This is a genomic window from Crossiella sp. CA-258035 (genome assembly GCF_030064675.1).
Classification (GTDB): domain Bacteria; phylum Actinomycetota; class Actinomycetes; order Mycobacteriales; family Pseudonocardiaceae; genus Crossiella.
The window spans coordinates 5,844,513-5,868,812 of the sequence record NZ_CP116413.1 but is presented as its reverse complement, the minus strand read 5'-3'; the positions used below and the strand labels follow the sequence as shown (position 1 = coordinate 5,868,812).

General features: G+C 72.8%; 5 protein-coding genes (1 of these 5 cut by a window edge). All 5 read left to right on the top strand.

The genetic code is table 11. The features are described from left to right. The first annotated feature begins 1 nt into the window (after position 1). Positions 2-988: an aldo/keto reductase gene (locus N8J89_RS26390; RefSeq protein WP_283659706.1), complete on the top strand. Its 987-nt coding sequence runs from the start codon at positions 2-4 to the stop codon at positions 986-988. Positions 989-1,012: 24 nt separating this feature from the next. Beyond that, on the top strand, positions 1,013-2,272 hold the full coding sequence (locus N8J89_RS26385) for a nucleotide disphospho-sugar-binding domain-containing protein (protein ID WP_283659705.1): 1,260 nt from the start codon (positions 1,013-1,015) through the stop codon (positions 2,270-2,272). A gap of 32 nt (positions 2,273-2,304) precedes the next feature. Next, positions 2,305-3,030: a class I SAM-dependent methyltransferase gene (locus N8J89_RS26380; RefSeq protein WP_283659704.1), complete on the top strand. Its 726-nt coding sequence runs from the start codon at positions 2,305-2,307 to the stop codon at positions 3,028-3,030. Positions 3,031-3,184: 154 nt separating this feature from the next. Continuing rightward, positions 3,185-4,357 carry a DegT/DnrJ/EryC1/StrS family aminotransferase gene (locus N8J89_RS26375; RefSeq protein WP_283659703.1) on the top strand — a complete coding sequence of 391 codons (1,173 nt, stop codon included), beginning with the start codon at positions 3,185-3,187 and terminating at the stop codon, positions 4,355-4,357. Positions 4,358-4,555: 198 nt separating this feature from the next. Beyond that, positions 4,556-24,300: the 5' portion of a type I polyketide synthase gene (locus N8J89_RS26370; RefSeq protein WP_283659702.1), read on the top strand. Its footprint extends 2,884 nt past the window's final position; the window shows 19,745 of its 22,629 coding nt (coding positions 1-19,745); it begins with the start codon at positions 4,556-4,558; the stop codon falls past the right edge of the window.

The window sequence follows — 24,300 nt, the reverse complement described above, 5'->3', positions numbered from 1 at the left end:
CATGGAGTACACCACGTTGGGCCGCACCGCGTTGCGGATCAGTCCGCTCTGCTTCGGCACGCTGAACCTGGGGGTGCGCACCACCACCGAGGAGGCCTTCGCGCTGCTGGACCTGGCGCTGGAGCGCGGGATCAACTTCCTGGACACCGCCAACCAGTACGGCTGGCAGAAGCACAAGGGCTACACCGAGGAACTGCTCGGCGAGTGGTTCGCCCTCGGTGGCAACCGCCGGGAAAAAGTGGTGCTGGGCACCAAGGTCGGCAACCCGATGACCGACCTGCCGAATGACTCCGGCCTGTCCGCGCGCAACATCATCGCCTCCTGCGAGCAGTCGCTGCGGCGGCTGGGCACGGACTGGATCGACGTGTACTACATGCACCACATCGACCGGTCCGCGCCCTGGGAGGAGGTGTGGCAGGCGATGGAAACCCTGGTGTGGCAGGGCAAGGTCCGCTACGTCGGGTCCTCCAACTTCGCCGGCTGGCACCTGGTGGAGGCCCAGGCCAGCGCCAGGGAACGCAACTTCCTCGGCCTGGTCGCGGAGAGCTGCGTCTACAACCTGGTCACCAGGACGGTGGAGCTGGAGCTGATCCCGGCCGCGCAGAAGTACGGCCTGGCCGTGCTGCCCTGGTCGCCGCTGCACGGCGGACTGCTCTCCGGCGCGACGCGGAAACTGGCCGAGGGCACCGCGGTGAAGACCGCGCAGGGCCGGGCCCAGGTGGCCATGGCCAAGCACGCCGACGTGGTGGCCGCCTACGAGAAGCTGTGCGAGAGCCACGACCTGGACCCGGCCGAGGTGGGCCTGGCCTGGGTGCTGAACCGGCCCGGGGTGACCGCGCCGGTGATCGGGCCGCGCACACAAGCCCAGCTGACCGGCGCGCTCAACGCGCTGGAGCTGACGCTGCCCCAGGCGCTGCTGGACGAACTGGACCTGATCTTCCCACCCGTCGGCAACGGCGGCCCCGGCCCCGAAGCGTGGGCCTGGTAAGTCTACTGAGGACGGAGTTCGGCTGTGCGGGTTCTCTTCGTCAGCTTCCCGGCTGCGGCCCATGTCTACCCGATGGTGCCGCTGGCCTGGTCGCTGCAGGCGCAGTGCCACCAGGTGCGGGTCGCGGTGCACCCGTCGATGGCGCACGAGGTCGGGCAGAGCGGCCTGAACGCGGTCGCCTTCGGTTCCTGCGAGAACGAGCGCATGCAGGCCATGCTGGAGTTCAACGCGAACCTGCACGACCTGGAGGAGCTGGACAACGACCTGGCCATCCGCGGCTTCGAGCCGGATGAGCCCTGGCACCAGGCCTGGCTGACCCTGGTCGGCGCGCTTTCCTTGCACACGCCCGATCTGGACGAGCTGGTGCAGCTGTGCCGGGACTGGAAACCGGACCTGGTGCTGTGGGACCCGCTGTGCATCCAGGCCGCGGTGGCCGCCGAGGCGACCGGCACCCCGCACGGCAGGTTGTTGTGGGGCCAGGACAACGTGGGCTGGATCTGGGAGCGGTTCTCCCGCCGCGAGAACACCGGCGACATGATCATCGAGGGCTCGCTGGACTGGATGATGGCGCCCATGCTGGAGCCGTACGGGCTGGAGTTCAGCGAGACCCAGATCCTCGGTGAGTTCAGCATCGACCAGCGGCCCGCGGACTGGCGCATCCCCACCGACATCGACTACCTGCCGATGCGTTGGGCCCCCTACAACGGCGGCGCGGTCACCCAGGACTGGGCCACCACCGCGCCCGAGCGGCCGCGGGTGGTGATGACCTTCGGCACCTCCGGCCGCGGCCGGATGCTGTTCCAGGTCAGCGGTTCCAGCTTCGAGGACACCGTGCGCGCGCTGTGTGAGCTGGACATCGAGCTGGTGGTCACCCTGGACAAGACCAAGCCGATCGAGAACCCGCCGGAGAACCTGCGGATCGTGGACTACGTGCCACTGAGCCAGATCCTGCCGACCTGCTCGGTGATCATCAACCACGCGGGTGAGGGCTCGGTGATGACCGCGGGCGTGCACGAGGTCCCGCAGCTGCTCTGCCCGGTGCCCAACTGGGGCGAGCACAACGTGGCGCGCGGGGTGGCCGCCACCGGCAACGGGCTGGTGCTCGGCGCCGAGGAGTTCACCCCGGAGAAGGCCAAGCAGGCGGTGACCCGGCTGCTGACCGAACCCGGGTTCCGCGCGGGCGCGGCCCGTTTCCAGCAGGAGCTGCGAAGCCTGCCGTACCCGGTGGAACTGGTGCCACTGCTGGAAGAGCGGGTCCGGCAGCACCAGCGGCGCACCGGCTGACCCCGGACCACCCGAGACGAAAGAGACGACCCATGGGCACCGAGTACGGCCGCCGCCAAGCGGCGATCTACGACGCGATCTACGGCAACCGCAACGGCAAGGACTGGCACGCCGAGGCCGAGCTGCTGGCCGGTCAGATCCGCGAGCTGAAGCCGGATGCCACCAGCCTGCTGGACGTGGCCTGCGGCACCGGCAACCACCTGGCCACCCTGGCCAAGCACTTCGACACCGCTGACGGCGTCGAGCTCTCCGCCGGGATGGCCGAGGTGGCCGAGGCCAAGGTGCCCAGCGCGACCATCCACGTGGCCGACATGCGCGAGTTCGACCTCGGCCGCCGCTACGACGCGATCGTCTGCATGTGTTACAGCATCGCCTATCCGACCTCGGTGGACGAGCTGAAGAAGGTGCTCAGCCGGATGGCCGCGCACCTGGAGCCGGGCGGCGTGGTGATCGTGGAACCGTGGTGGACGCCGGAGACCTTCCTGCCCGGCTACTTCACCGCCTCGGCCTACCAGACCGAGGAGCAGGCCATCACCCGCGTCTCGCACACCGTCCGGGACGGCAAGACCAGCCGGATGACCATCCACTACACGGTCGCCGACGCCGACGGGGTGGAGAGCTTCACCGAGCTGGACGTGCTGTCGCTGTTCCACATCAGCGAGTACACCGAGGCGTTCGAGTCCGCGGGCCTCACGGTGCAGTACCACCCCGGTCCGCCCACCGGTCGGGGCCTTTTCATCGCCACCGCGCCGCGCTGACCCCACCCCCACGCCGTGTTGGCCGTTGTCGTACACAGTGTTGGCCGAACTGGTACGCCACTTCGGCCAACACACCGTCCAAGAACGGCCAACACACCGTACGACAACGGCCAACACGCCGGGTGGGGTTGGGTTGCTCAGGTAGGAGGAGCTGATGGCCAAGATCAACGTGTTCCAGCCGACGCTGGGGGCGGACGAGGCGGCGGTGGTCGCCGAGGTGTTCGAGAGCAACTGGCTGGGGTACGGGCAGCGCGCGCAGGCGTTCGAGGCCGAGTTCGCCGCCCACCTGGACGTGCCTGCCGAGCAGGTGTTCTTCATCAACTGCGCCACGGCCGGCCTGTTCCTGGCCATCGAACTGCTCGGGCTGGGCCCCGGTGACGACGTGGTGCTGCCCTCGGCCCACTTCGTCGCCGCGGGCAACGCGGTGGCCGCCTCCGGTGCGCGGCCGGTGTTCTGCGATGTGGACCCGCACACCATGAACCCCACCGCCGAGCACATCGCGGCGGCGCTCACCCCGGACACCAAGGCCGTGCTGACCCTGCACTTCGGCGGCTACCCCGGCGACATCGAAGCCGTGGCCACGCTGTGCCGGGACCGGGGGATCGTGCTGATCGAGGACGCTGCCTGCGCGGTGTCGTCCACTGTGGACGGTCAGGCGTGCGGGACCTTCGGCGACATCGCGGTGTGGAGCTTCGACGCGATGAAGATCCTGGTCACCGGGGACGGCGGCATGTTCTACGCCAAGGACCCCGAGCTGGCGGCCAGGGCCCGGCGGCTGGCCTACTTCGGGCTGGGCAAGTCGGCCAGCGGGTTCGTCAAGTCCAAGGCGCGGGCGCAGCGCTGGTGGGACCTGGAGGTCGAGGAGTTCGGCCGCCGGATCATCGGCAACGACATCACCGGCGCGATCGGCAGCGTGCAGCTGCGCAAGCTGCCCGGCTTCGTCGCGCGGCGGGTGGAGATCGCCGCCGCCTACGACCGGCTGCTGGCCGAGGTGCCCGGCGTGCGCACCCCGCCACCGCTGCCCGCCGGGCACACCACCTCCGGTTACTTCTACTGGATCCAGTGCGACTCCGCGCTGCGCGACAAGATCGCGGCCGACCTGCTGGCGGCCGGGGTCTACACCACCTTCCGCTACCCGCCGCTGCACCGGGTGCCGATCTACGGGGCCGTCGACCTGGTCCTGCCCGGCACCGAGGAAGCGGCCGAGACCTCGATCCTGTTGCCGCTGCACCAGGGCATGAGCGAGGCGGATGTCCAGGTGGTGGTCGACTCGGTGACCCGCTCGGCCGCTGAGTACGCGGCTGTTCCGGTGGCCGCCGAGGCCTGACCCGATCCCTCCGGCACACCGCCGCGGTCCTGATCCAGGGCCGCGGCGGTGTGCCGTTGTCTGCGCACCAGGACTTCCCGGCTGCGGAGACTAGGGATTTCCGCTCAGTCACTGCGTGAGACTCCAGGCACCGGATTCCACCCTTGTGACTCGACGCGGAGTGGTAACTCACCGAGTCCCCGACTGATCCAGGTGCCGATGGACAACGAACAGAAACTCCGCGACTACCTCAAGCGCGCCAGCGCGGATCTGCAACGGACCCGGCGCAGGGTGCACGAGCTGGAGGCGGCCTCGCACGAGCCGATCGCCATCATCGGGATGGCCTGCCGCTATCCCGGCGGCATCGCCTCACCCGAAGACCTGTGGCGGCTGGTGGAGTCCTCCGCCGACGGCGTCGGTGGGCTGCCGACCGACCGTGGCTGGTACCTGGACGAGGGCGCCTCCGCCTCGCCGATCAGCGGCGGTTTCCTCTACGACGCGCCGATGTTCGACCCGGAGTTCTTCGGCATCTCCCCGCGCGAGGCGCTGGCCATGGACCCGCAGCAGCGGCTGCTGCTGGAGGTCTCCTGGGAGGCGATGGAGCGGGCCCGGCTGGACCCGTTGTCGCTCAAGGGCTCCCGCACCGGCGTGTTCGTCGGCGCGATCCCGCAGGACTACCGGCTCGGCCCGCGGGACAACGTCGGCGGCTACGCGCTGACCGGCACCACCTCCAGCGTGCTGTCCGGGCGGCTGGCCTACGTCTTCGGCCTGGTCGGGCCGACGCTGACGGTGGACACCGCCTGCTCGACCTCGCTGGTGACGCTGCACCTGGCGGCCAGGGCGCTGCGCGCGGGGGAGTGCTCGCTGGCGCTGGCCGGTGGCGTGACGGTGATGTCCAGTCCTGGCACCATCACCGAGTTCAACAAGCAGGGCGGCCTGGCCGCTGACGGCTACTGCCGCTCCTTCTCCGACGACGCCGACGGCACCGGCTGGTCCGAGGGCGTCGGCGTGCTGATGCTGGAACGCCTCTCCGACGCGCGCCGCAACGGGCACCGGGTGCTCGCCGTGGTCAGCGGGTCCGCGGTCAACTCCGACGGCGCGTCCAACGGGCTGACCGCCCCGAACGGCCCGTCCCAGCAGCGGGTCATCGAGCAGGCCCTGCTGGACGCGCGGCTGTCCGCCCGGCAGGTGGACGTGGTGGAGGCGCACGGCACCGGCACCCCGCTGGGCGACCCGGTGGAGGCCGAGGCGCTGCTGGCGGTCTACGGGCAGGACCGGGAGCGGCCGCTGCTGCTCGGCTCGATCAAGTCCAACCTCGGGCACACCCAGTCCGCGGCCGGTGTCGCCGGTGTGATCAAGATGGTGCAGGCCATCCGGCACGGCGTTGCCCCGCAGACCTTGCACGTGGCCACACCGACCACCCAGGTCGACTGGTCGGCAGGTGACATCCGGCTGCTGACCGAGGCCCAGCCCTGGCCGGAGACCGGTGAACCGCGCCGGGCCGGCGTGTCCTCCTTCGGGCTCAGCGGCACCAACGCGCACGTGATCGTCGAGCAGCCCCCGGCCGAGGAGGAGGCTCCCGCCGCCGAGCCAGTGGCGGGACCGCTGCCGCTGCTGGTCTCCGGCCGCACCGCCGAGGCGCTGCGCGAGCAGGCCGCGAACCTGTTGTCCCTGCTGGCATCCGGCCAACCGCCGCAGGCCGCGGACCTGGCCTACTCGCTCGCGGTCGCCCGGTCCTCGTTCGAGCACCGGGCCGCCCTGGTGGTGGCTGACCTGGAAGCCGCTCGCGCTGGTCTGACCGCGCTGGCCGAGGGCGAGACCGCCGGGAACGTTGTGCACGAGCGGCCGAAGCTGGCCGTGCTCTTCGCCGGACAGGGCTCGCAGCGGCTGGCCATGGGCCGCGAGCTGCACGCCCGCTTCCCGGTCTTCGCCGAGGCTTTTGACGCGGTGCTCGCCGAGTTCGGCGACGACCTGCGTGAGATCATCTGGGGCGAGGACGCGGAGCTGTTGGCGCGCACCGGGAACGCCCAGCGGGCGATCTTCGCGGTCGAGGTGGCGCTGTACCGGCTGCTGGAGTTTTGGGGCGTGAGCGCGGACTTCCTGGCCGGACACTCCGTCGGTGAGATCGCCGCCGCGCACGTGGCCGGGGTGTTCTCCCTGCCTGACGCGGCAACGCTGGTGGCCGCGCGGGCCCGGCTGATGCAGGAGCTGCCCAGCCGGGGCGCGATGATCGCGGTGGACGCCACCGAGGCCGAAGTCCGTCCCCTGCTTGAAGGTCGCGAGCACGAGGCCAGCCTGGCCGCGGTGAACGGGCCCCGGCACGTGGTGCTCTCCGGGGACGAGGACGCGGTGGCCGAGATCGCCGCGGTGTTCGCCGAGCAGGGCAGGCGGACCCGCAAGCTGCACGTCTCGCACGCCTTCCACTCCGCGCACATGGACCCGGTGCTGGCCGAGTTCCAGCGCGTGGTCGAGGGCCTGTCCCCGCAGCCGCCGCGCATCCCGGTGATCTCCACGGTGACCGGCGCGCAGGCCAGCGTCGCCGAGCTGAGCAGCGCCGGGTACTGGGCGGGGCAGGTCCGCGCCACCGTGCGGTTCGCCGACGCGGTGTCCTGGCTGCACAACCACGGTGCCGGCGCGTTCCTGGACGTCGGCCCGGACACCACCATCGGCACCCTGACCGAGAGCTGCCTGGCCACCGCCGAGCCCGCGCCCGCGATCACCTCGGTGCTGCGGCCGGACCGCGGCGAGACCGAGGCGGTCACCACCGCGCTGACCGTGCTGCACACGCACGGGATCGCCGTGCGCTGGCCGGAGTTCTTCACCGGCAGCGGCGCCACGCTGATCGACCTGCCCACGTATCCGTTCCAGCGCAGGCGGTTCTGGCCCAGGGACGGCTACAAGGCGGACAGTGGCAACGTGCGCTCCGCCGGTCTGGGCGCGGCCCGGCACCCGCTGCTGGCGGCCACCGTGTCGCTGGCCGGGGCCGAGGGCACGCTGCTCACCGGACGGCTGTCCGTGCGCGACCAGCCCTGGCTGGCCGGGCACCGGGTCGGCACCGCGGTGGTGTTGCCCGGCGCGGCCCTGATCGAGCTGGTCACCCGGGCCGGGGACGAGGTCGGCTGCGACCACGTCCGCGAGCTGACCACGATGACCGCCCTGCGCCTGCCCGCCGACGGCGGCGTGCAGCTCCAGTTGCACATCGGCCCCGACCTGGACGGGCTGCGCGAGGTCGCGGTCTACTCCCGGCCGGACGGCGACGACGAAGGCCCGTGGACCAAGCACGCCAACGCGATCCTGGAACGCGGTCAGACCCAGGCGACCACCTGGGAATGGCTGCCCGCCGGGGCCGAGCCGATCGACGTGTCCGCGCTGTACACCGTCGAAGGCGAGGGCGTGAACTACGGCCCGTCCTTCCAGGGCCTGCGGGCCGCCTGGCGGTCCGGGACCGAGGTCTACGCCGAGATCGAGCTGCCCGCCGAGGTCGCCGGTGACGCCGGTGAGTTCGGCCTGCACCCGGTGCTGCTGGACGCGGCCCTGCACGCGGCCAACTTCGCCGAGCTGGGCGACAGTGTGCGCGGCGGCCTGCCCTTCCACTGGTCCGATGTCCACCTGCACGCGGCGGGCGCGAGAGCCGCGCGGGTGCGGCTGACCCCGGCGGGAGACCGGATCTCGCTGGAGATCGCCGACCAGGACGGCGCGCCGGTCGCCTCGGTGGGCGAGCTGCTGCTGCGTGCGCCCAGTGGCGCCGCGCCGGTGGCCACCGGCAACCTCTACCGTCTGGAGTGGACGGAGACCGAGCAGCGGCAAGGCACGGACGCCCGTCTCGCCCTGCTCACGCCCGATTCACTTGGCCTGTCTGGCATTCTGGGCGTCGAGCCCGCCGCCGATCTTTATGCACTCGCCGAGGGCGACCTGCCCACCGCCGTGCTGCACCCGGTGTTCTCCTCCGCCGACCCGCGCACCGCCGCGCACGAGCTGACCTCGGCCGCACTCGCGCGGCTGAAGGAATGGCTTGCCGACGAACGGTTCCCGGGCGTCGAACTGGTCTTCGTCACCCGAGGTGCCACCGGCGAGGTGGCCGACCCGGCCGCCGCCGCGGTCTGGGGCCTGGTGCGCACCGCGCAGTCCGAGCACCCCGGCCGCTTCCGGCTGCTCGACCTCGACCCGGCCGCGACAGCCGACGCGATCCAGGCCGGACTGGCCGGGGACGAGCCGCAGCTGGCGATCCGCGGCGGCAAGGTGCTGGCCGCCAGACTGGCCAGGGTCGCGGCCACCGAGACCGCCGCGGAACTCTGGGACGACAACGGCACCGTGGTGATCACCGGTGGCGTCAGCGGCCTGGGCGCGGTGCTGGCCAAGCACCTGGTGGCCGAGCGCGGGGTGCGCAACCTGTTGCTGCTCAGCCGTCGTGGCCCAGCGGGGGCCGAGGACCTGGTGGCCGAGCTGACCGGACTCGGCGCCTCGGTCGCCGTGGCCGCCTGCGATGTGGCCGACCGGGACGCGCTGGCCCAGGCGCTGCAAGGGGTTCGGGTGGCCGCGGTCTGCCACTCGGCCGGACTGCTCGCCGACGGCGTGATCTCCACCCTCACCACCGAGGCGCTGACCGCCGCGCTGCGCCCCAAGGTGGACGGGGCCTGGCACCTGCACGAGCTGATCGGCGACACCGCGCCGCTGATCGTGTTCTCCTCGCTGGCTGGACTGCTCGGCGCGCCCGGACAGGGCAACTACGCCGCGGGCAACGCCTTCCTGGACGCGCTGGTCGCGCACCGCCGCGCCACCGGTGCCCCCGGCCTGTCGCTGGCCTGGGGACCGTGGGCGGACACCGCGGGCATGACCGCCGAGCTGGGTGGCGCCCAGGTGCAGCGGCTGCGCAGGCTCGGCACCCCGCCACTGTCCACTGAGGATGGTCTGGCGCTGTTCGACCTCGCGGTGCGCACCGGCGAACCGGTGGTCGCGCCGGTACGGCTGGACTTCGGCGTGCTGCGCGAGGCCCCCGAGGTGCCCTCGGTGCTGCGCGGCCTGCTCGGCCAGAACCGCCGCCGGGTGGCCAGGAATGGCCCGGTCCGGGCCCGGCAGCGGGCCGTGCTCGGCCGCCGCGAGGCCATCGACCTGGTCACCCAGCAGATCGGCGCGGTGCTCGGCCACACCGACGGCGGCGCCATCGACCCCGGCCGCCCGCTGGCCGAGCTGGGCTTCGACTCGCTGACCGCGGTGGAGCTGCGCAACCGGCTCAGCGCGGCCACCGGCCTGCGGCTGTCCCCGACCCTGATCTTCGACCACCCCAACCTGGGCGAGCTGGTCGAGCACATCCTGCGCGAGAGCGGCGATGTCGCGGGCGCGGAACCGGTCACCGCCGTGCCCGTCAACGGCTCGGTCGCCGACGACCCGATCGTCATCGTCGGCATGGGCTGCCGCTACCCCGGCGACGTCAACTCGCCGGAAGAGCTGTGGCAGCTGCTGGCCGAGGGCCGGGACGCCATCACCGGCTTCCCGGACAACCGCGGCTGGGACCTGGCCACGCTCTACCACCCGGACCCCGACCACCCCGGCACCGCCTACACCCGCTCCGGCGGATTCCTGCGGGACGCCGGGCAGTTCGACCCCGCCTTCTTCGGCATGGGGCCGCGCGAGGCACTGGCCACCGACGCCCAGCAGCGCCTGCTGCTGGAGGTCTCCTGGGAGGCGGTGGAACGCGCGGGCATCGACCCGAAGCAGTTGCGCGGCAGCCGGACCGGGGTGTTCGCCGGGGTCATGTACGGCGACTACGGCGCGCTGCTGGCCGGTTCGGACTTCGAGGGCCACGCGGGCACCGGCACCTCCGGCAGCATCGTCTCCGGCCGGGTCGCCTACGCCATGGGCTTGGAAGGCCCCGCGGTCACCGTGGACACCGCCTGCTCCTCCTCGCTGGTGGCCATGCACTGGGCCATGCAGGCGCTGCGCTCCGGTGAGTGCACGCTCGCGCTGGCCGGTGGCGTCACCGTGATGGCCACGCCGGGCGCGTTCATCGAGTTCTCCCGCCAGCGCGGACTGGCCAAGGACGGTCGCTGCAAGGCATATTCCGACCAGGCCGACGGCGTCAGCTGGGCCGAGGGCGTCGGCGTGCTGGTGCTGGAACGCCAGTCCGACGCGATCCGCAACGGCCACCGCATCCTGGCCGTGGTGCGCGGCAGCGCGGTCAACTCCGACGGCACCTCCAACGGCCTGACCGCGCCCAACGGCAGCGCGCAGCAGCGGGTCATCCGCGCCGCGCTGGCCGGGGCCGGACTCGCCACCGCCGACGTGGACGTGGTCGAGGGCCACGGCACCGGCACCGCGCTGGGCGACCCGGTGGAGGCCCGCGCCCTGCTGGCCACCTACGGCCAGGACCGGGCCGAACCGGTGCTGCTGGGCTCGGTGAAGTCCAACCTCGGCCACACCCAGGCCGCGGCCGGGGTGGCGGGCGTGATGAAGATGGTGCTGGCCATGCGGCACGGCCAGGTGCCGCGCACGCTGCACGTGGCCGAGCCATCGTCCCATGTGGACTGGACCGAGGGCGCGCTGTCCCTGCTGGCCGATCCGGTCGACTGGCCGGAGACCGACCGACCGCGTCGCGCGGCGGTGTCCTCCTTCGGCTTCAGCGGCACCAACGCGCACGTCATCCTGGAAGCCCCCACCGTCCAGCCGGTCACGGAAACCGTTGCCGCGCCTGACTTCGTGGCTCCGGTGCTGCTGGCCGCGCGCAGTGCCACCGCGCTGCGCCGCCAGGCCGCCCGGCTGCTGCCGCTGGCCGACGCGCCGCTGGCCGACCTCGCCTACTCGCTGGCCACCACCCGGTCCCGGTTCGAGCACCGCGCGGTGCTCACCGCCACTGACGCCGGCTCGCTGCGCAGCGCGCTGACCGCACTGGCCGAGGGCAGCCCGAGTCCGGCCGTGGCCACCGGGGAGGCCACCCCGAACCTGCGATTGACTACCCTGTTCACCGGCCAGGGCAGTCAGCGCGCGGGCATGGGACACGAGCTGTGTCAACGATTCCCGGTCTTCGCCGCGGCCATCGACGAGGTGTTCGCCGCCTTCGCCCCGCACCTGGACCGACCGCTCGCCGAGGTGATGTTCGGCGCGGAACCGGGCTTGCTGGACCGCACCGAGTGGACCCAGCCCGCGGTGTTCGCGCTGGAGGTGGCGCTGCACCGGCTGCTGGAGTCCTGGGGTGTGCGGCCGGACTTCCTGATCGGCCACTCCATCGGCGAGCTGGCCGCCGCGCACGTCGCCGGGGTGCTGTCGCTGCCCGACGCGGCCAAGCTGGTCGCCGCGCGCGGCGCGCTGATGCAGGCGCTGCGCCAGGACGGCGCGATGGTCGCGGTGCAGGCCACCGAGGACGAGGTGCGCGCCGAACTCCTGGACGGCGTGGTGATCAGCGCCGTCAACGGACCGCGTTCGGTGGTACTGGCCGGGGACGAGGAAACCGTGCTCGCGGTGGCCGCCCGCTTCACCGAGCAGGGCAGGCGCACCCGCAGGCTGAACACCAGCCACGCCTTCCACTCCCACCACATGGACGGCATGCTGGCCGATTTCCTCGCGGTGGCAGCGGAACTGACCTACCACCAGCCGAGCATCCCGATCATCTCCACGGTGACCGGGCAGCTCGTCGAGGACTTCTCACCGCAGTACTGGGCGGACCAGGTGCGCGGCGCGGTCCGCTTCGCCGACGCGGTGCGCACCGCCGCCCGGCTCGGTGTGGGCTCGTTCGTGGAGGTCGGCCCGGACAGCGTGCTCTCCGCGATGGCCGCGGAAACCCTGGGGGAGAGCACCGAGGTCGAACCGGTCGCCACCCTGCGCGCCGGCCGCGAGGAGGAGCGCACGCTTGTCGAAGCCCTGGGCCGCCTGCACATCCAAGGCGTCGAGGTGGACTGGGCGAAGTTCTTCGGCCCCGGCCGCGCGGTGCTCGACCTGCCCACCTATGCCTTCGACCACCAGCTGTACTGGCCCCGCGTCGCGGCCACCGCCGAACGCCCGCAGGAGATCCGCTACCGCGTCGACTGGACCCGCCTGCCCGCCACGGCCGAGCCGGAACTGGCGGGCACCTGGCTGCTGGTGCGCGCGGAGGGGCACGGCACCGAGATCGCGGAGGCCTTGGCGGACACCGAGCTTCGCGAACTGTCGTTCGACGACCTCGACTCAGCCGAACTGGCCGGGGACATCGCCGGTGTGCTTTCCGTCGGCGACCTGACCGACACGCACAACCTGCTGCGCGCACTCGCCGAAGCCGGTCAGCACGCTCCACTGTGGACGATCACCAGGGCCGCGGTGAGCACCGGCTCCGACGAACTGGCACCCCGGCCGGACCAGGCACTGCTGTGGGGCTATGGCCGCGCCGCCGCACTGGAGTTCCCGGACACCTGGGGTGGCCTGATCGACCTCGCCGAGGACGCCGACCCGGCTGACCTCCGCCGCGCGCTCAGCGTTGCCTGGCCGGGTGAGGACCAGATCGCCCTGCGCGCTGACGGCGCGTTCGGCCGCAGACTTGTTCGGCACCAGGGCATCGAGCCCACCGCTGAGCTGCCGACCGACGGCACCGTGCTGGTCACCGGCGGCACCGGCGGCCTCGGCAGCGAGGTGGCCCGCTGGCTGGCCACCGCCGGTGTCCGGCACCTGGTGCTCACCAGCCGCCGCGGCCCGGACGCCCCGGGAGCCCGCGAGCTCGCCGCCGAACTGCTCGAACTCGGGTCCACTGTGGACATCCGCGCCTGCGACGCGGCCGACCGCGAGGCGCTGGCCGAGGTGCTCAAGGCGGTCCCCGCCGAGCACCCGCTGATCGGCGTGGTGCACGCGGCCGGGGTCGCCGAGCTGCGGCCGATCGCCGAGACCAGCCCGGCCGAGCTGGCCGAGTCGATGGCGGCCAAGGTGCGCGGCGCGGCCAACCTGGACGCGCTGCTGGCCGACCGCGAGCTGGCGCTGTTCGTGCTCTTCGGCTCCATCGCCGGGGTCATCGGCAGCGGCGGCCAGGCCGCCTACAGCGCGGCCAACGCCTACCTGGACGCCCTCGCCGAGAACCGCCGCTCGCGCGGCCTGCCCGCGACCAGCGTGGCCTGGGGACCGTGGGCGGAGACCGGCCTGGCCAGCGACCAGACCGCGCACGAACGTTTGGCCCGGCACGGTATGCGGCCGCTGCTCACCGGCCCCGCGCTGGCCGAGCTGCGCCGCGCGCTGGCCGACGAGCGCCCGGTGCTGGCCATCGCCGACTTCGACTGGTCCACCTACCTGCCCGTCTTCACCGCCCGCCGCCCCAGCCCGCTGCTCTCCGGCCTGGCCGGGACGACCGCCGAAACCCAGTCCACCGGCGCGGAAACCGAACTCACCGCGCGCCTGTCCCGACTGTCCGAAAAGGACCAGCTGCGGGTGCTGGTGGACGTGGTGCGCGCCGAGGCCGCCGCCGTGCTCGGCCACCACAGCCCGGCCGAGCTGAACGAGCGCCGCGCCTTCCGCGACCTCGGCTTCGACTCCCTGGGTGCGATCGAGCTGCGCAGGCGGCTGGGCAAGCTCACCGGCCGCCCGCTGTCCAACACCATGGTCTTCGACCACCCCACCCCGGAAGCGCTGGCCCGCTACGTGCGCGGCGAGCTCGCCGGGGCCGCAGCCAGCGTGACCGGACCGGTCGCCGCGATCGCCGCGGACGAGCCGATCGCTATCGTGGGCGCGGGCTGCCGGTTCCCCGGCGGCGTGACCACCCTGGAAGAGCTGTGGCAGCTGGTCTTCGACGGCGTGGACGCGATCACCACCTTCCCGCCGGCGCGCGGCTGGCCCGAGGCCGCGCTCTACGACCCGGACCCGGACAACCCGGCCACCACCTACACCACCAAGGGCGGCTTCCTCAGCGATCCCGACGCCTTCGACCCCGGCTTCTTCGGCATCTCCCCGCGCGAGGCGCTGGGCATGGACCCGCAGCAGCGCCTGCTGCTGGAGGTCACCTGGGAGGCCCTGGAACGCTCCGGCATCGACCCGCAGACCCTGCGCGGCAGCCTCACCGGCACCTACGTAGGCTCCAGCTACACCGAGTACGGCGCGGGCCACGAGGTCGACGGCCAGGTGGTCACCGGCACCATCCCGAGCATCCTGTCCGGCCGGGTGGCCTACGTGCTGGGGCTGGAGGGCCCCGCGGTCACCGTGGACACGGCGTGCTCGTCCTCCCTGGTCGCCATCCACCTGGCCGCCCAGGCCCTGCGCAACGGGGAAACCACCCTCGCGGTCGCCGGCGGCGTCACCGTGATGCCGAACCCCGGGCCGTTCATCGCCTTCAGCCGCCAGCGCGCACTGGCCGCCGACGGCCGGTCCAAGGCCTTCTCCGACGCCGCCGACGGCATGGTGCTGGCCGAGGGCGTCGGCATGGTTGTGCTGCAACGACTTTCCGACGCCCGCCGCGAGGGCCGCCCGGTGCTCGCGGTGATCAAGGGCTCCGCGATCAACTCCGACGGCGCCTCCAACGGCCTCACCGCCCCCAACGGCCCGTCCCAGGAACGCGTGATCCGCCAGGCCCTGGCCAACGCCCGACTGTCCACTTCGGACGTCGACGTGGTGGAGGCGCACGGCACCGGCACCGCCCTCGGCGACCCGATCGAAGCCCAGGCCCTGCAACGCACCTACGGCGCCGAGCGGGAGCAGCCGCTGTGGCTGGGCTCGGTCAAGTCCAACATCGGACACTCCCAGTCCGCCGCCGGTGTGGCCGGTGTACTCAAGATGATCATGGCAATGCGGCACGGGCTGCTGCCCAGGACACTGCACGTGGACACGCTGTCCACGCACGTGGACTGGACCGCGAGCAACCTGACGCCGCTGGTCGAGCCGGTGGCCTGGGCGGAGCCGGGCCGGCTGAGGCGGGCCGCGGTGTCCTCGTTCGGCATCAGTGGCACCAACGCGCACCTGATCCTGGAACAGGGCGATCCCGCGCCGCAGCCCACTGAACCGCCCGCGGCGCAGCCTCCTGTGCTGCCCTGGGTGCTTTCGGCCAAGAGCAAGCCCGCTCTCCGCGCTCAGGCCGAAGCCCTACTGTCCACAGTGGACATCGCTTCTGCCCTGGACATCGGCCACTCCCTCCTGCGCAGCCGCTCCCTGTTCGACCACCGCGCAATCCTCGTCAACGCCAACCGCGACCTGCTCAGCGCCCTCGCCGAGGACCGACCGGCCCCCGGCGTGGTCACCGGCGTCGCCGACATCGACGGCCGCACCCTGTTCGTCTTCCCCGGCCAGGGCGCGCAGTGGCTGGGCATGGGCGCCCGGCTGCTCGACGAGTCCCCGGTGTTCGCCGCCCGGATCGCCGAATGCGCGGCCGCGCTGGCCTCGTTCACCGACTCCGACCTCATCGACCTGCTGCGCACCGGCGCGTCCCTGGATGACGTGGACGTGGTGCAGCCTGCCTCCTTCGCGGTGATGGTCTCGCTGGCCGCGCTGTGGGAGTCCTACGGCGTCCGGCCGGACGCGGTGCTCGGCCACTCCCAGGGTGAGATCGCCGCCGCGGTGGTCTCCGGTGCGCTGTCGCTGGCCGACGGCGCGCGGGTGGTCGCGTTGCGCAGCAAGGCGATCCGCCGCCGGATGGGTGGCAGCGGCGGCATGATGTCGGTGGCGCTGTCCGCTGAGGAGGTCGCGCCCCGGCTGGCGCGCTTCGGCGAGCTGATCAGTGTCGCCGCGCTGAACAGCCCGCGTTTGGTGGTGGTCGCCGGCGTGGCCGAGGCACTGGACGAGCTGGGCGCGGAACTGGGTGCGGAGGAGATCCGGTTCCGCCGGGTCGCGGTGGACTACGCCTCGCACACCCCGGCGGTCACCCAGCTGCGCGAGGACCTGCTCACCGAGCTGGCGCCGATCCAGCCCCGCCCGGCCGAGATCCCGTTCTTCTCCACGGTCACCGGCGACTGGCTGGACACCACCGCGCTCAACGCCGAGTACTGGTACACCAACCTTCGCGAGCAGGTCGGCTTCGCGCCCGCGGTGCGCACGCTGATCGAAGCGGGCTACCGCAGGGTGATCGAGTCCAGCAGCCACCCCGTGCTCACCTTCGCGGTGCAGGAGACCGCGGACGAGCTGGGCAAACCGGTCGCGATCACCGGCACCCTGCGCCGCGAGGACGGCGGCCTGGACCGCGTGTTCACCTCGCTGGCCGAGGCGTTCGTGCGCGGCGTCGAGGTGGACTGGACCACGGTGTACGCCGGGACCGGGGCCAACCGGGTCGACCTGCCCACCTACGCCTTCCAGCACCAGAGCTTCTGGCTCGCGCCCAAGTTCCCCGAGGCTGCCGAGACCGGAGTGGACGCGTCCTGGGCCGAGCTGGAGGCGGCCGACCCGGCGCAGCTGGCCTCGGACGTCGGTGTGGACGCGGACTCGCTGGCCACCGTGCTGCCCGCGCTCTCGGACTGGCGGCGCAAGCGGAACCAGGCCGCCACGGTCGACTCCTGGCGCTACCGGACCCGCTGGGTGCCGACCAAGGTGCGCCGCCAGGCCACCCTCAGCGGCATCTGGCTGCTGGTGACCAGCGGCGCGGAACCCGAGCTGGCCGACCTGCTCACCGCACACGGTGCCGAGGTGCGGCTGCTTGACGCGAGTGATGGTTTCGCCGAGCGCTTGGCCGAGATCGACACGCCGCTGGCCGGTGTGATCTCGACCCTCGCCTTCGACGAAAGCCTGCTGCCCGAACACATCTTCCTGCCCCGCGGCCTGGCCGCCACCCTCGCCCTCACCCAGGCCCTCGCCGGCATCGACGCCCCGCTCTGGCTGCTCACCCGCGGCGCGGCCGCGATCGGCGGGTCCGACCAGGTGACCAACCCGGTGCAGGCCATGGTCAGCGGCTTCGGCTGGACCGCGGCCCTGGAACACCCGGACCGCTTCGGCGGCGTGCTCGACCTGCCTGCCGAGCTCGACGCCGCCACCGGCAACGCGCTGGTGTTCGCCCTCACCGGCGGCACCGGCGAGGACCAGCTGGCCGTGCGTTCCGGCGGCCTCTACGCCCGCCGCGTGGTCCCGGCGACCCCCTCCGGCAACCAGCAGCGCTGGCAGCCCGGCGGCACCGCGCTGATCACCGGCGGCTCCGGCACGCTGGCCCCGCACGTGGCCCGCTGGGCGCTCGCCCAGGGCATCGAACACCTGGTGCTGCTCAGCCGCGGCGGCCCGGAACACCCGCGCTCGGTCGCGCTGCTCGCCGAACTCGGCGACCGGGCCGAGGCGGTGGCCTGCGACGTCACCGACAAGGCGGCGCTGACCGCGCTGCGCGACCGGCTCGCCGGGCAGGGCCGTCCGGTGCGCACCGTGCTGCATGCCGCGGCCACCATCGAACTGGCCTCGATCGCCGAAACCGACCCGGCCGGACTCGACCGGGTGCTGGCGGCCAAGGTGGCCGGTGCGGCCAACCTGGACGAGGTTTTCGCCGAGACCGAACTCGACCGGTTCGTGCTGTTCTCCTCGGTCGCCGGACTGTGGGGCACCGGCAGGCACGCCGCCTACGTCGCGGGCAACGCCTACCTGCACGCCCTGGCCGAACGCCGCCGGGCCGCCGGGCTGCCGGCCACCGCGGTGTTCTGGGGCATCTGGGCCGATGACAAGGAGCTCGGCCGGGTCGACCCCAGCCAGATCGTGCGCAGCGGCCTGACCTTCATGGAACCCGAGCTGGCGCTCACCGGGCTGCGCGCGGCCCTGGACGCCGATGAGACCGCGATCGCGGTGGCCGACGTGGACTGGGCCAGCTACTACCCGGTCTACACCGCGGCCCGGGCGACCACGCTGTTCGAGGAGATCCCGGCGATCCGCCAGCCTGTGGCCGAGGCCGCGAGCAGCACGGTCGCGGCCACCGGCGAGCTGGCGGCAACCTTGGCCGCACTGCCGCCGGTGCAGCGGGAACAGAAGGTGCTGGAGCTGGTGCGGGCCGAGGCGGCCACCGTGCTGGGCCACAGCACCGCCGACGCGCTGCCCGACCACCGAGCCTTCCGCGAGGCCGGGTTCGACTCGGTGATGGCGGTGGACCTGCGCAACCGCCTCGGCCGGGCCACCGGCCTGACCCTGCCCGCCACCCTGGTCTTCGACCACGCAAACCCCGGCGCACTGGCCAAACACCTGGTCGCCGAGTTGACCGGTGCCGCACCACTTGTACCGGTGGCCACCAGTAATACCGGTGCGCTCGACGCGGACCCGATCGCGATCGTGGGCATGGCCTGCCGCTACCCCGGCGGCGCGAACACCCCGGAGGCGCTCTGGCAGCTCGCGGTGGACGGGGTGGACGCGATCACCGGCCTGCCCGCCGACCGCGGCTGGAACGTTGACGGGCTCTACGCCGCCGACCCGACTGAGTACGGCCGCAGCTACTCGGTCAAGGGCGGGTTCCTGCACGAGGCAGCCGAATTCGACCCCGGCTTCTTCGGTGTCTCCCCGCGCGAGGCCCTGGCCATGGACCCGCAGCAGCGCCTGCTGCTGGAAACTGCCTGGGAGGCATTCGAGCGCGCCGGACTGGACCCGCACGCCCTGCGCGGTAGCAAGACCGGCACCTTCGTCGGCGCGAGCTACACCGACTACAACGCCGCCGCGGCCGCTGCGGCCGACACCGGCGGCGCGGACGTCACCGGGCACCTGGTCACCGGGGCGCTGCCCAGCATCATCTCCGGCCGGATCAACTACCTGTTCGGCTTCGAGGGCCCCTCGCTGACCCTGGACACCGCCTGCTCCTCCTCGCTGATGGCCATCCACCTGGCCGCCCGCTCGCTCAAGACCGGCGAGAGCAGCCTGGCCCTGGCCGGCGGCGTGGCGATCATGTCCACGCCCAACGCCTTCATCGGGTTCAGCCGCCAGCGGGTGCTGGCCAAGGACGGCCGCTGCAAGGCCTACTCCGATGACGCCGACGGCATGACCCTGGCCGAGGGCGTCGGCCTGGTGCTGCTGGAACGGCTCTCCGACGCCCAGCGCAACGGGCACCGGGTACTCGCCGTGCTGCGCGGCTCCGCGGCCAACTCCGACGGCGCCTCCAACGGCCTCACCGCGCCCAGCGGACCGGCCCAGCAGCAGGTGATCCTGGACGCGCTGGCCGCCGCCCGCGTCCGCCCGGACGAGGTGGACGCGGTGGAGGGCCACGGCACCGGCACCGCGCTCGGCGACCCGATCGAGGCCCAGGCGCTGCTGGCCACCTACGGCAGGGACCGGCAGCGGCCGCTGCTGCTGGGCTCGGTGAAGTCCAACATCGGGCACACCCAGATGGCCTCCGGCGTGGCCAGCGTGATCAAGATGGTGCAGGCCCTCGGCCACGGCGTGCTGCCGCGCACCCTGCACGCGGACACCCCGTCCACGCACATCGACTGGTCCTCGGGCACGATCAACCTGCTGCACGAGCAGACCCCGTGGCCCGAGGTGAACCGGCCGCGCCGGGCAGGTGTGTCCTCCTTCGGGCTCAGCGGCACCAACGTGCACGTGGTGCTGGAACAGGCACCGGAAACCGTGGCGGCGGAACCGGTCCCGAAGGCCGAGGGTCCGATGCCGGTGCTGGTCTCCGGCCGCACCCCGCAGGCGCTGCGCGCGCAGGCGGACCGCATTCTGTCCACTGTGGACGGAGTGGAGCTGGTCGACCTCGCGGCCACCCTGGCCGTGCACCGGGCGTCCTTCGAGCACCGCGCCGCCCTGATCGCCGCCGACCGCGACCAACTGGTGCACGGCCTGCGCGAGCTGAGCGCCGGTCGGCCCGCGCCTGGGCTGGTCACCGGCCGCACCCGGGGCGACCGGACCGCCTTCCTGTTCACCGGGCAGGGCAGCCAGCGGATCGGCATGGGAGCCGAACTGGCCCAACGCTTCACGGTCTTCGCCGAGGCCCTGGACGAGGTGATCGCACACCTGGACACCGAGCTGGACCGCCCGCTGCGCGAGATCCTCTTCGCCGAGCCCGGCACCCCGGAGGCCGAGCTGCTCAACCGGACCGGCTACGCCCAGCCCGCGCTGTTCGCGGTCGAGGTGGCCCTGTACCGGCTGCTCGAATCCTGGGGCGTCACACCGGACTACGTGGCCGGGCACTCGATCGGCGAGCTGTCCGCGGCGCATGTGGCCGGGGTGTTCTCGCTGTCGGACGCCTGCGCGCTGGTCGCGGCGCGAGCCCGGCTGATGGACGCGCTGCCCGACGGTGGCGCGATGGCCGCGATCGAGGCCACCGAAGCGGAGTTCGTCGAGCTGGCGGCGGAACGGGTGTCGCTGGCCTCGGTCAACGGCACGCGTTCGCTGGTGGTCTCCGGCGACGCCGACGCGGTGGACGCGGTCGCAGCGCACTTCAAGGCGGCCGGTCGCCGGACCTCGCGGCTCAACGTCAGCCACGCCTTCCACTCCGCGCACCTGGATCCGATGCTGGCCGAGTTCGCCGCGGTCGCCCGGACCCTGACCTACCGCGCCCCGATCGTCGCGGTGGTCTCCAACGTGACCGGCACCGTCGCCAGCACCGAACAGCTGTGCTCGCCGGAGTACTGGGTCGACCAGGCCCGGCAGGCCGTCCGGTTCGCCGAGGGCGTCGCCTGGCTCGCTGAGCAGGGCGTGGCCAACTTCGTCGAACTGGGACCGGACGGTGTGCTCTCCGGCCTGGTCCAGGGCTGCCTGCCCGAGGACGCGGACGCGCTGCGGATCCCGTTGCTGCGCAGAGACCGTCCCGAGGTCACCAGCACACTCGGCGCGATTGCCGCGCTGCACGTGCGCGGGGTGGCGCTGGACTGGGCCGCGTTCTTCGCCGGTACCGGCGCGGAGCGGGTCGAGCTGCCCACCTACGCCTTCCAGCGGGAACGCTTCTGGCCTGGTCCGGCGACTCCGGCACGAGTGTCCACTGTGGACGATCTGAGGTACCGGGTGGACTGGCGGCAGCTCACCGAAGCGCCTGCTCCGGCGCCGGACGGTCGCTGGCTGGTGCTGGTGGCCGGGGCCGAACCGGAGTGGTTGCCGGGCCTGCTCGGCCTCGTCGGCACCGAGGCCGAGCTGGTCACCGCGATCCCGGACCGCGCCGCACTGGCAGAACGCCTGCGGGCGCTGGGATCGCCGGTGCGCGGGGTGCTCTGCCTGACCGCGCCCTCGCTGCCGTTGAGCACGGTTTCCTTGCAGGCACTGGCGGATGCGGGTGTCACCGCGCCGGTGTGGTGCCTGACTCAGGGCGCGGACCGCGCCCCGGAGCAGGCCGCGGTGTGGGGCTTCGGCCGGGTCGCGGCACTGGAGTACCCGGACAGCTGGGGCGGTTTGGCCGATCTGCCGGAGGAGGTGGACGCGGCGGTTCTTGCTCGCGTGGCGGCCGTGGTCACCGGCGGATACGGCGACGAGGACCAGCTCCTGGTGAGCCAGGATGGGGTGGCCGCCCGCAGGCTGGTCCGCGCCCCCGGCGCCGGTGCGACGCCCAGGTACCAGCCCGCCGGAACCGTGCTCGTCACCGGTGGCACGGGCGGGATCGGCGCGCAGGTGGCCCGCTGGCTGGCCCGCGAGGGCGCGAGCCACCTCGTGCTCGCCAGCCGCCGCGGCCCGGACGCCCCCGGTGCCGCCGAACTCACCGCTGAACTCATCGAGTTGGGTGCCCGGGTCACTGCCGTGGCCTGCGACGTCGCCGACCGCGCCGCGCTGGCGGAACTCATCGAGGCGCACCCGCCCAACGCGGTCTTCCACGCCGCGGGTGTGCTCGACGACGGTGTGATCGACAGCCTCAACCCGGACTCCTTCGCCAGGGTGCTGGCCGTGAAATGCGCTGCGGCACAACACCTGCACGAGCTGACCGCGGACCTGGACGCGTTCGTGCTGTTCACCTCCACCGCCGGGGTGATCGGCGCGGCCGGTCAGGCCAACTACGCCGCCGCCAACGCCTACCTGGACGCCCTGGCCCGGTCCCGCCGCGCCAACGGACTGCCCGCCACCGCGGTGGCCTGGGGCCCGTGGGCCGGTGCGGGCATGGCGGCCGAGGCCGGTGCGGCCACCGAGCGGATGCGGCGCGCGGGCCTGTTCCCGCTGCCGCCCGCGCGGGCGATCGAGGCGCTGGCCGGTGCGATCGGCGGGGCGGAAGCCGTGCTGACCGTGGCGGATGTGGACTGGTCGCGGTTCGCCCCCGCGCTGGCCGCGGCCCGCCCGATGCCGCTGTTCGCCGACCTGCACGGGACCGCCGCGCCGGTCGAGGCGGAACCGGTGGCCACGCTGCGGGAGGAGCTGGCCGAGGTCTCCGGCCCCGCCCGGCAGCGGCGAATGGCCGAACTGGTCCGCACCCAGGTCGCGATGGTGCTGGGGCACACCGGGATCGACACCGTGGACGTGGAACTTCCCTTCCGCGACCTCGGTTTCGACTCGCTGACCACCCTGGAGCTGCGCAACGGCCTGGCCGCGGCCACCGGCCTGAAACTGGCCGCCTCCCTGGTCTACGACCATCCGACCCCGCGCGAGCTGGCCGCCTTCCTGCTCGGCGAACTGTTCGGCGACAGCACCAGCACCGCACCCGCGCTGACCGCGGCCAGGACCGACGAGCCGATCGCGGTGATCGGCATCGGCTGCCGCCTGCCCGGTGGCGTCCGCTCGCCGGAACAGCTCTGGGAGCTGCTGGTGCAAGGGCGGGATGGCATCGTGGAGTTCCCGGCCGACCGCGGCTGGGACCTCGGGCAGCTCGCCGAGGCCGGTTCCGCCACCACGCGCGGCGGGTTCCTGGCCGGGGTCGGCGACTTCGACGCCCCGTTCTTCGGCATCTCCCCGCGTGAGGCGCTGGCCATGGACCCGCAGCAGCGGCTGCTGCTGGAGACCGCGTGGGAGGCGCTGGAGCGGGCCGGGATCGACCCGAACTCCCTGCGCGGCAACGATGCTGGGGTCTTCGTCGGCACCAACGGCCAGGACTACCTGGACCTGCTGCGGCACTCTGACCTGGAACGGGTCGGCGGGCACGTGGCCACCGGCAACACCGCCAGCGTGATGTCCGGCCGCCTGGCCTACACCTTCGGCCTGGAAGGCCCGGCGATCACCGTCGACACCGCCTGCTCGGCCTCGCTGGTCGCGCTGCACTGGGCCGGGCGCGCGCTGCGTGACGGCGAGTGCTCGCTGGCCCTGGTCGGCGGCGTGTCGGTGATGTCCACGCCGGGCTCCTTCATCGAGTTCAGCCGGGCCGGTGGGCTGGCCGCGGACGGGCGCTGCAAGCCCTTCAGCGCGGCCGCCGACGGCACCAGCTGGGCCGAGGGCGCGGGAATCCTGGTGCTGGAACGGCTTTCCGACGCCCGGCGCAACGGGCACGAAGTGCTCGCGGTGGTCAGCGGCTCGGCGATCAACTCCGACGGCGCTTCCAACGGCCTCACCGCCCCCAACGGACCGGCCCAGCAACGCGTCATCCGTGCCGCGCTTGCCGACGCCGGACTGTCCACTTCGGACGTTGACGCGGTGGAGGCGCACGGCACCGGCACCACACTGGGCGATCCCATTGAGGCACAGGCACTCCTGACCACCTACGGCCAGGACCGGGAGACCCCGCTGCTGCTGGGCTCGGTCAAGTCGAACCTGGGCCACACCCAGGGCGCGGCGGGGGTCGCGGGGGTGATCAAGATGGTGCTGGCGCTGCGCAACGGCCTGCTGCCAAGGACTCTGGGCGCTGAAGTGCCCTCGCCGCACATCGACTGGTCGGCCGGTTCGCTGGCACTGAACACCGAGAACACCGAGTGGCCGGTGACGGACCGGCCGCGCCGGGCCGCGGTGTCGGCCTTCGGCATCAGCGGCACCAACGCGCACGTGATCATCGAGGAGGCGCCGGCCGCGGAATCGGTCGACGGGATCGAGGACCGGGAGGTCGTGCCGTGGCTGGTCTCCGCCGCGACCGCCGCCGCGCTGCCTGCCCAGATCGAGCGCATTTCCGCCTACGCCAAGGAAAACCCCGGCCTCTCCCGCACCAGGATCGGCCACGCGCTGGCCACCCGCCGGGCCGCGCTGCGCCACCGCGCCGTGCTGCTCAGCACCCCCGACGGCCTCACCGAGGTGGCCAGGGACACCGCCGCCGCACC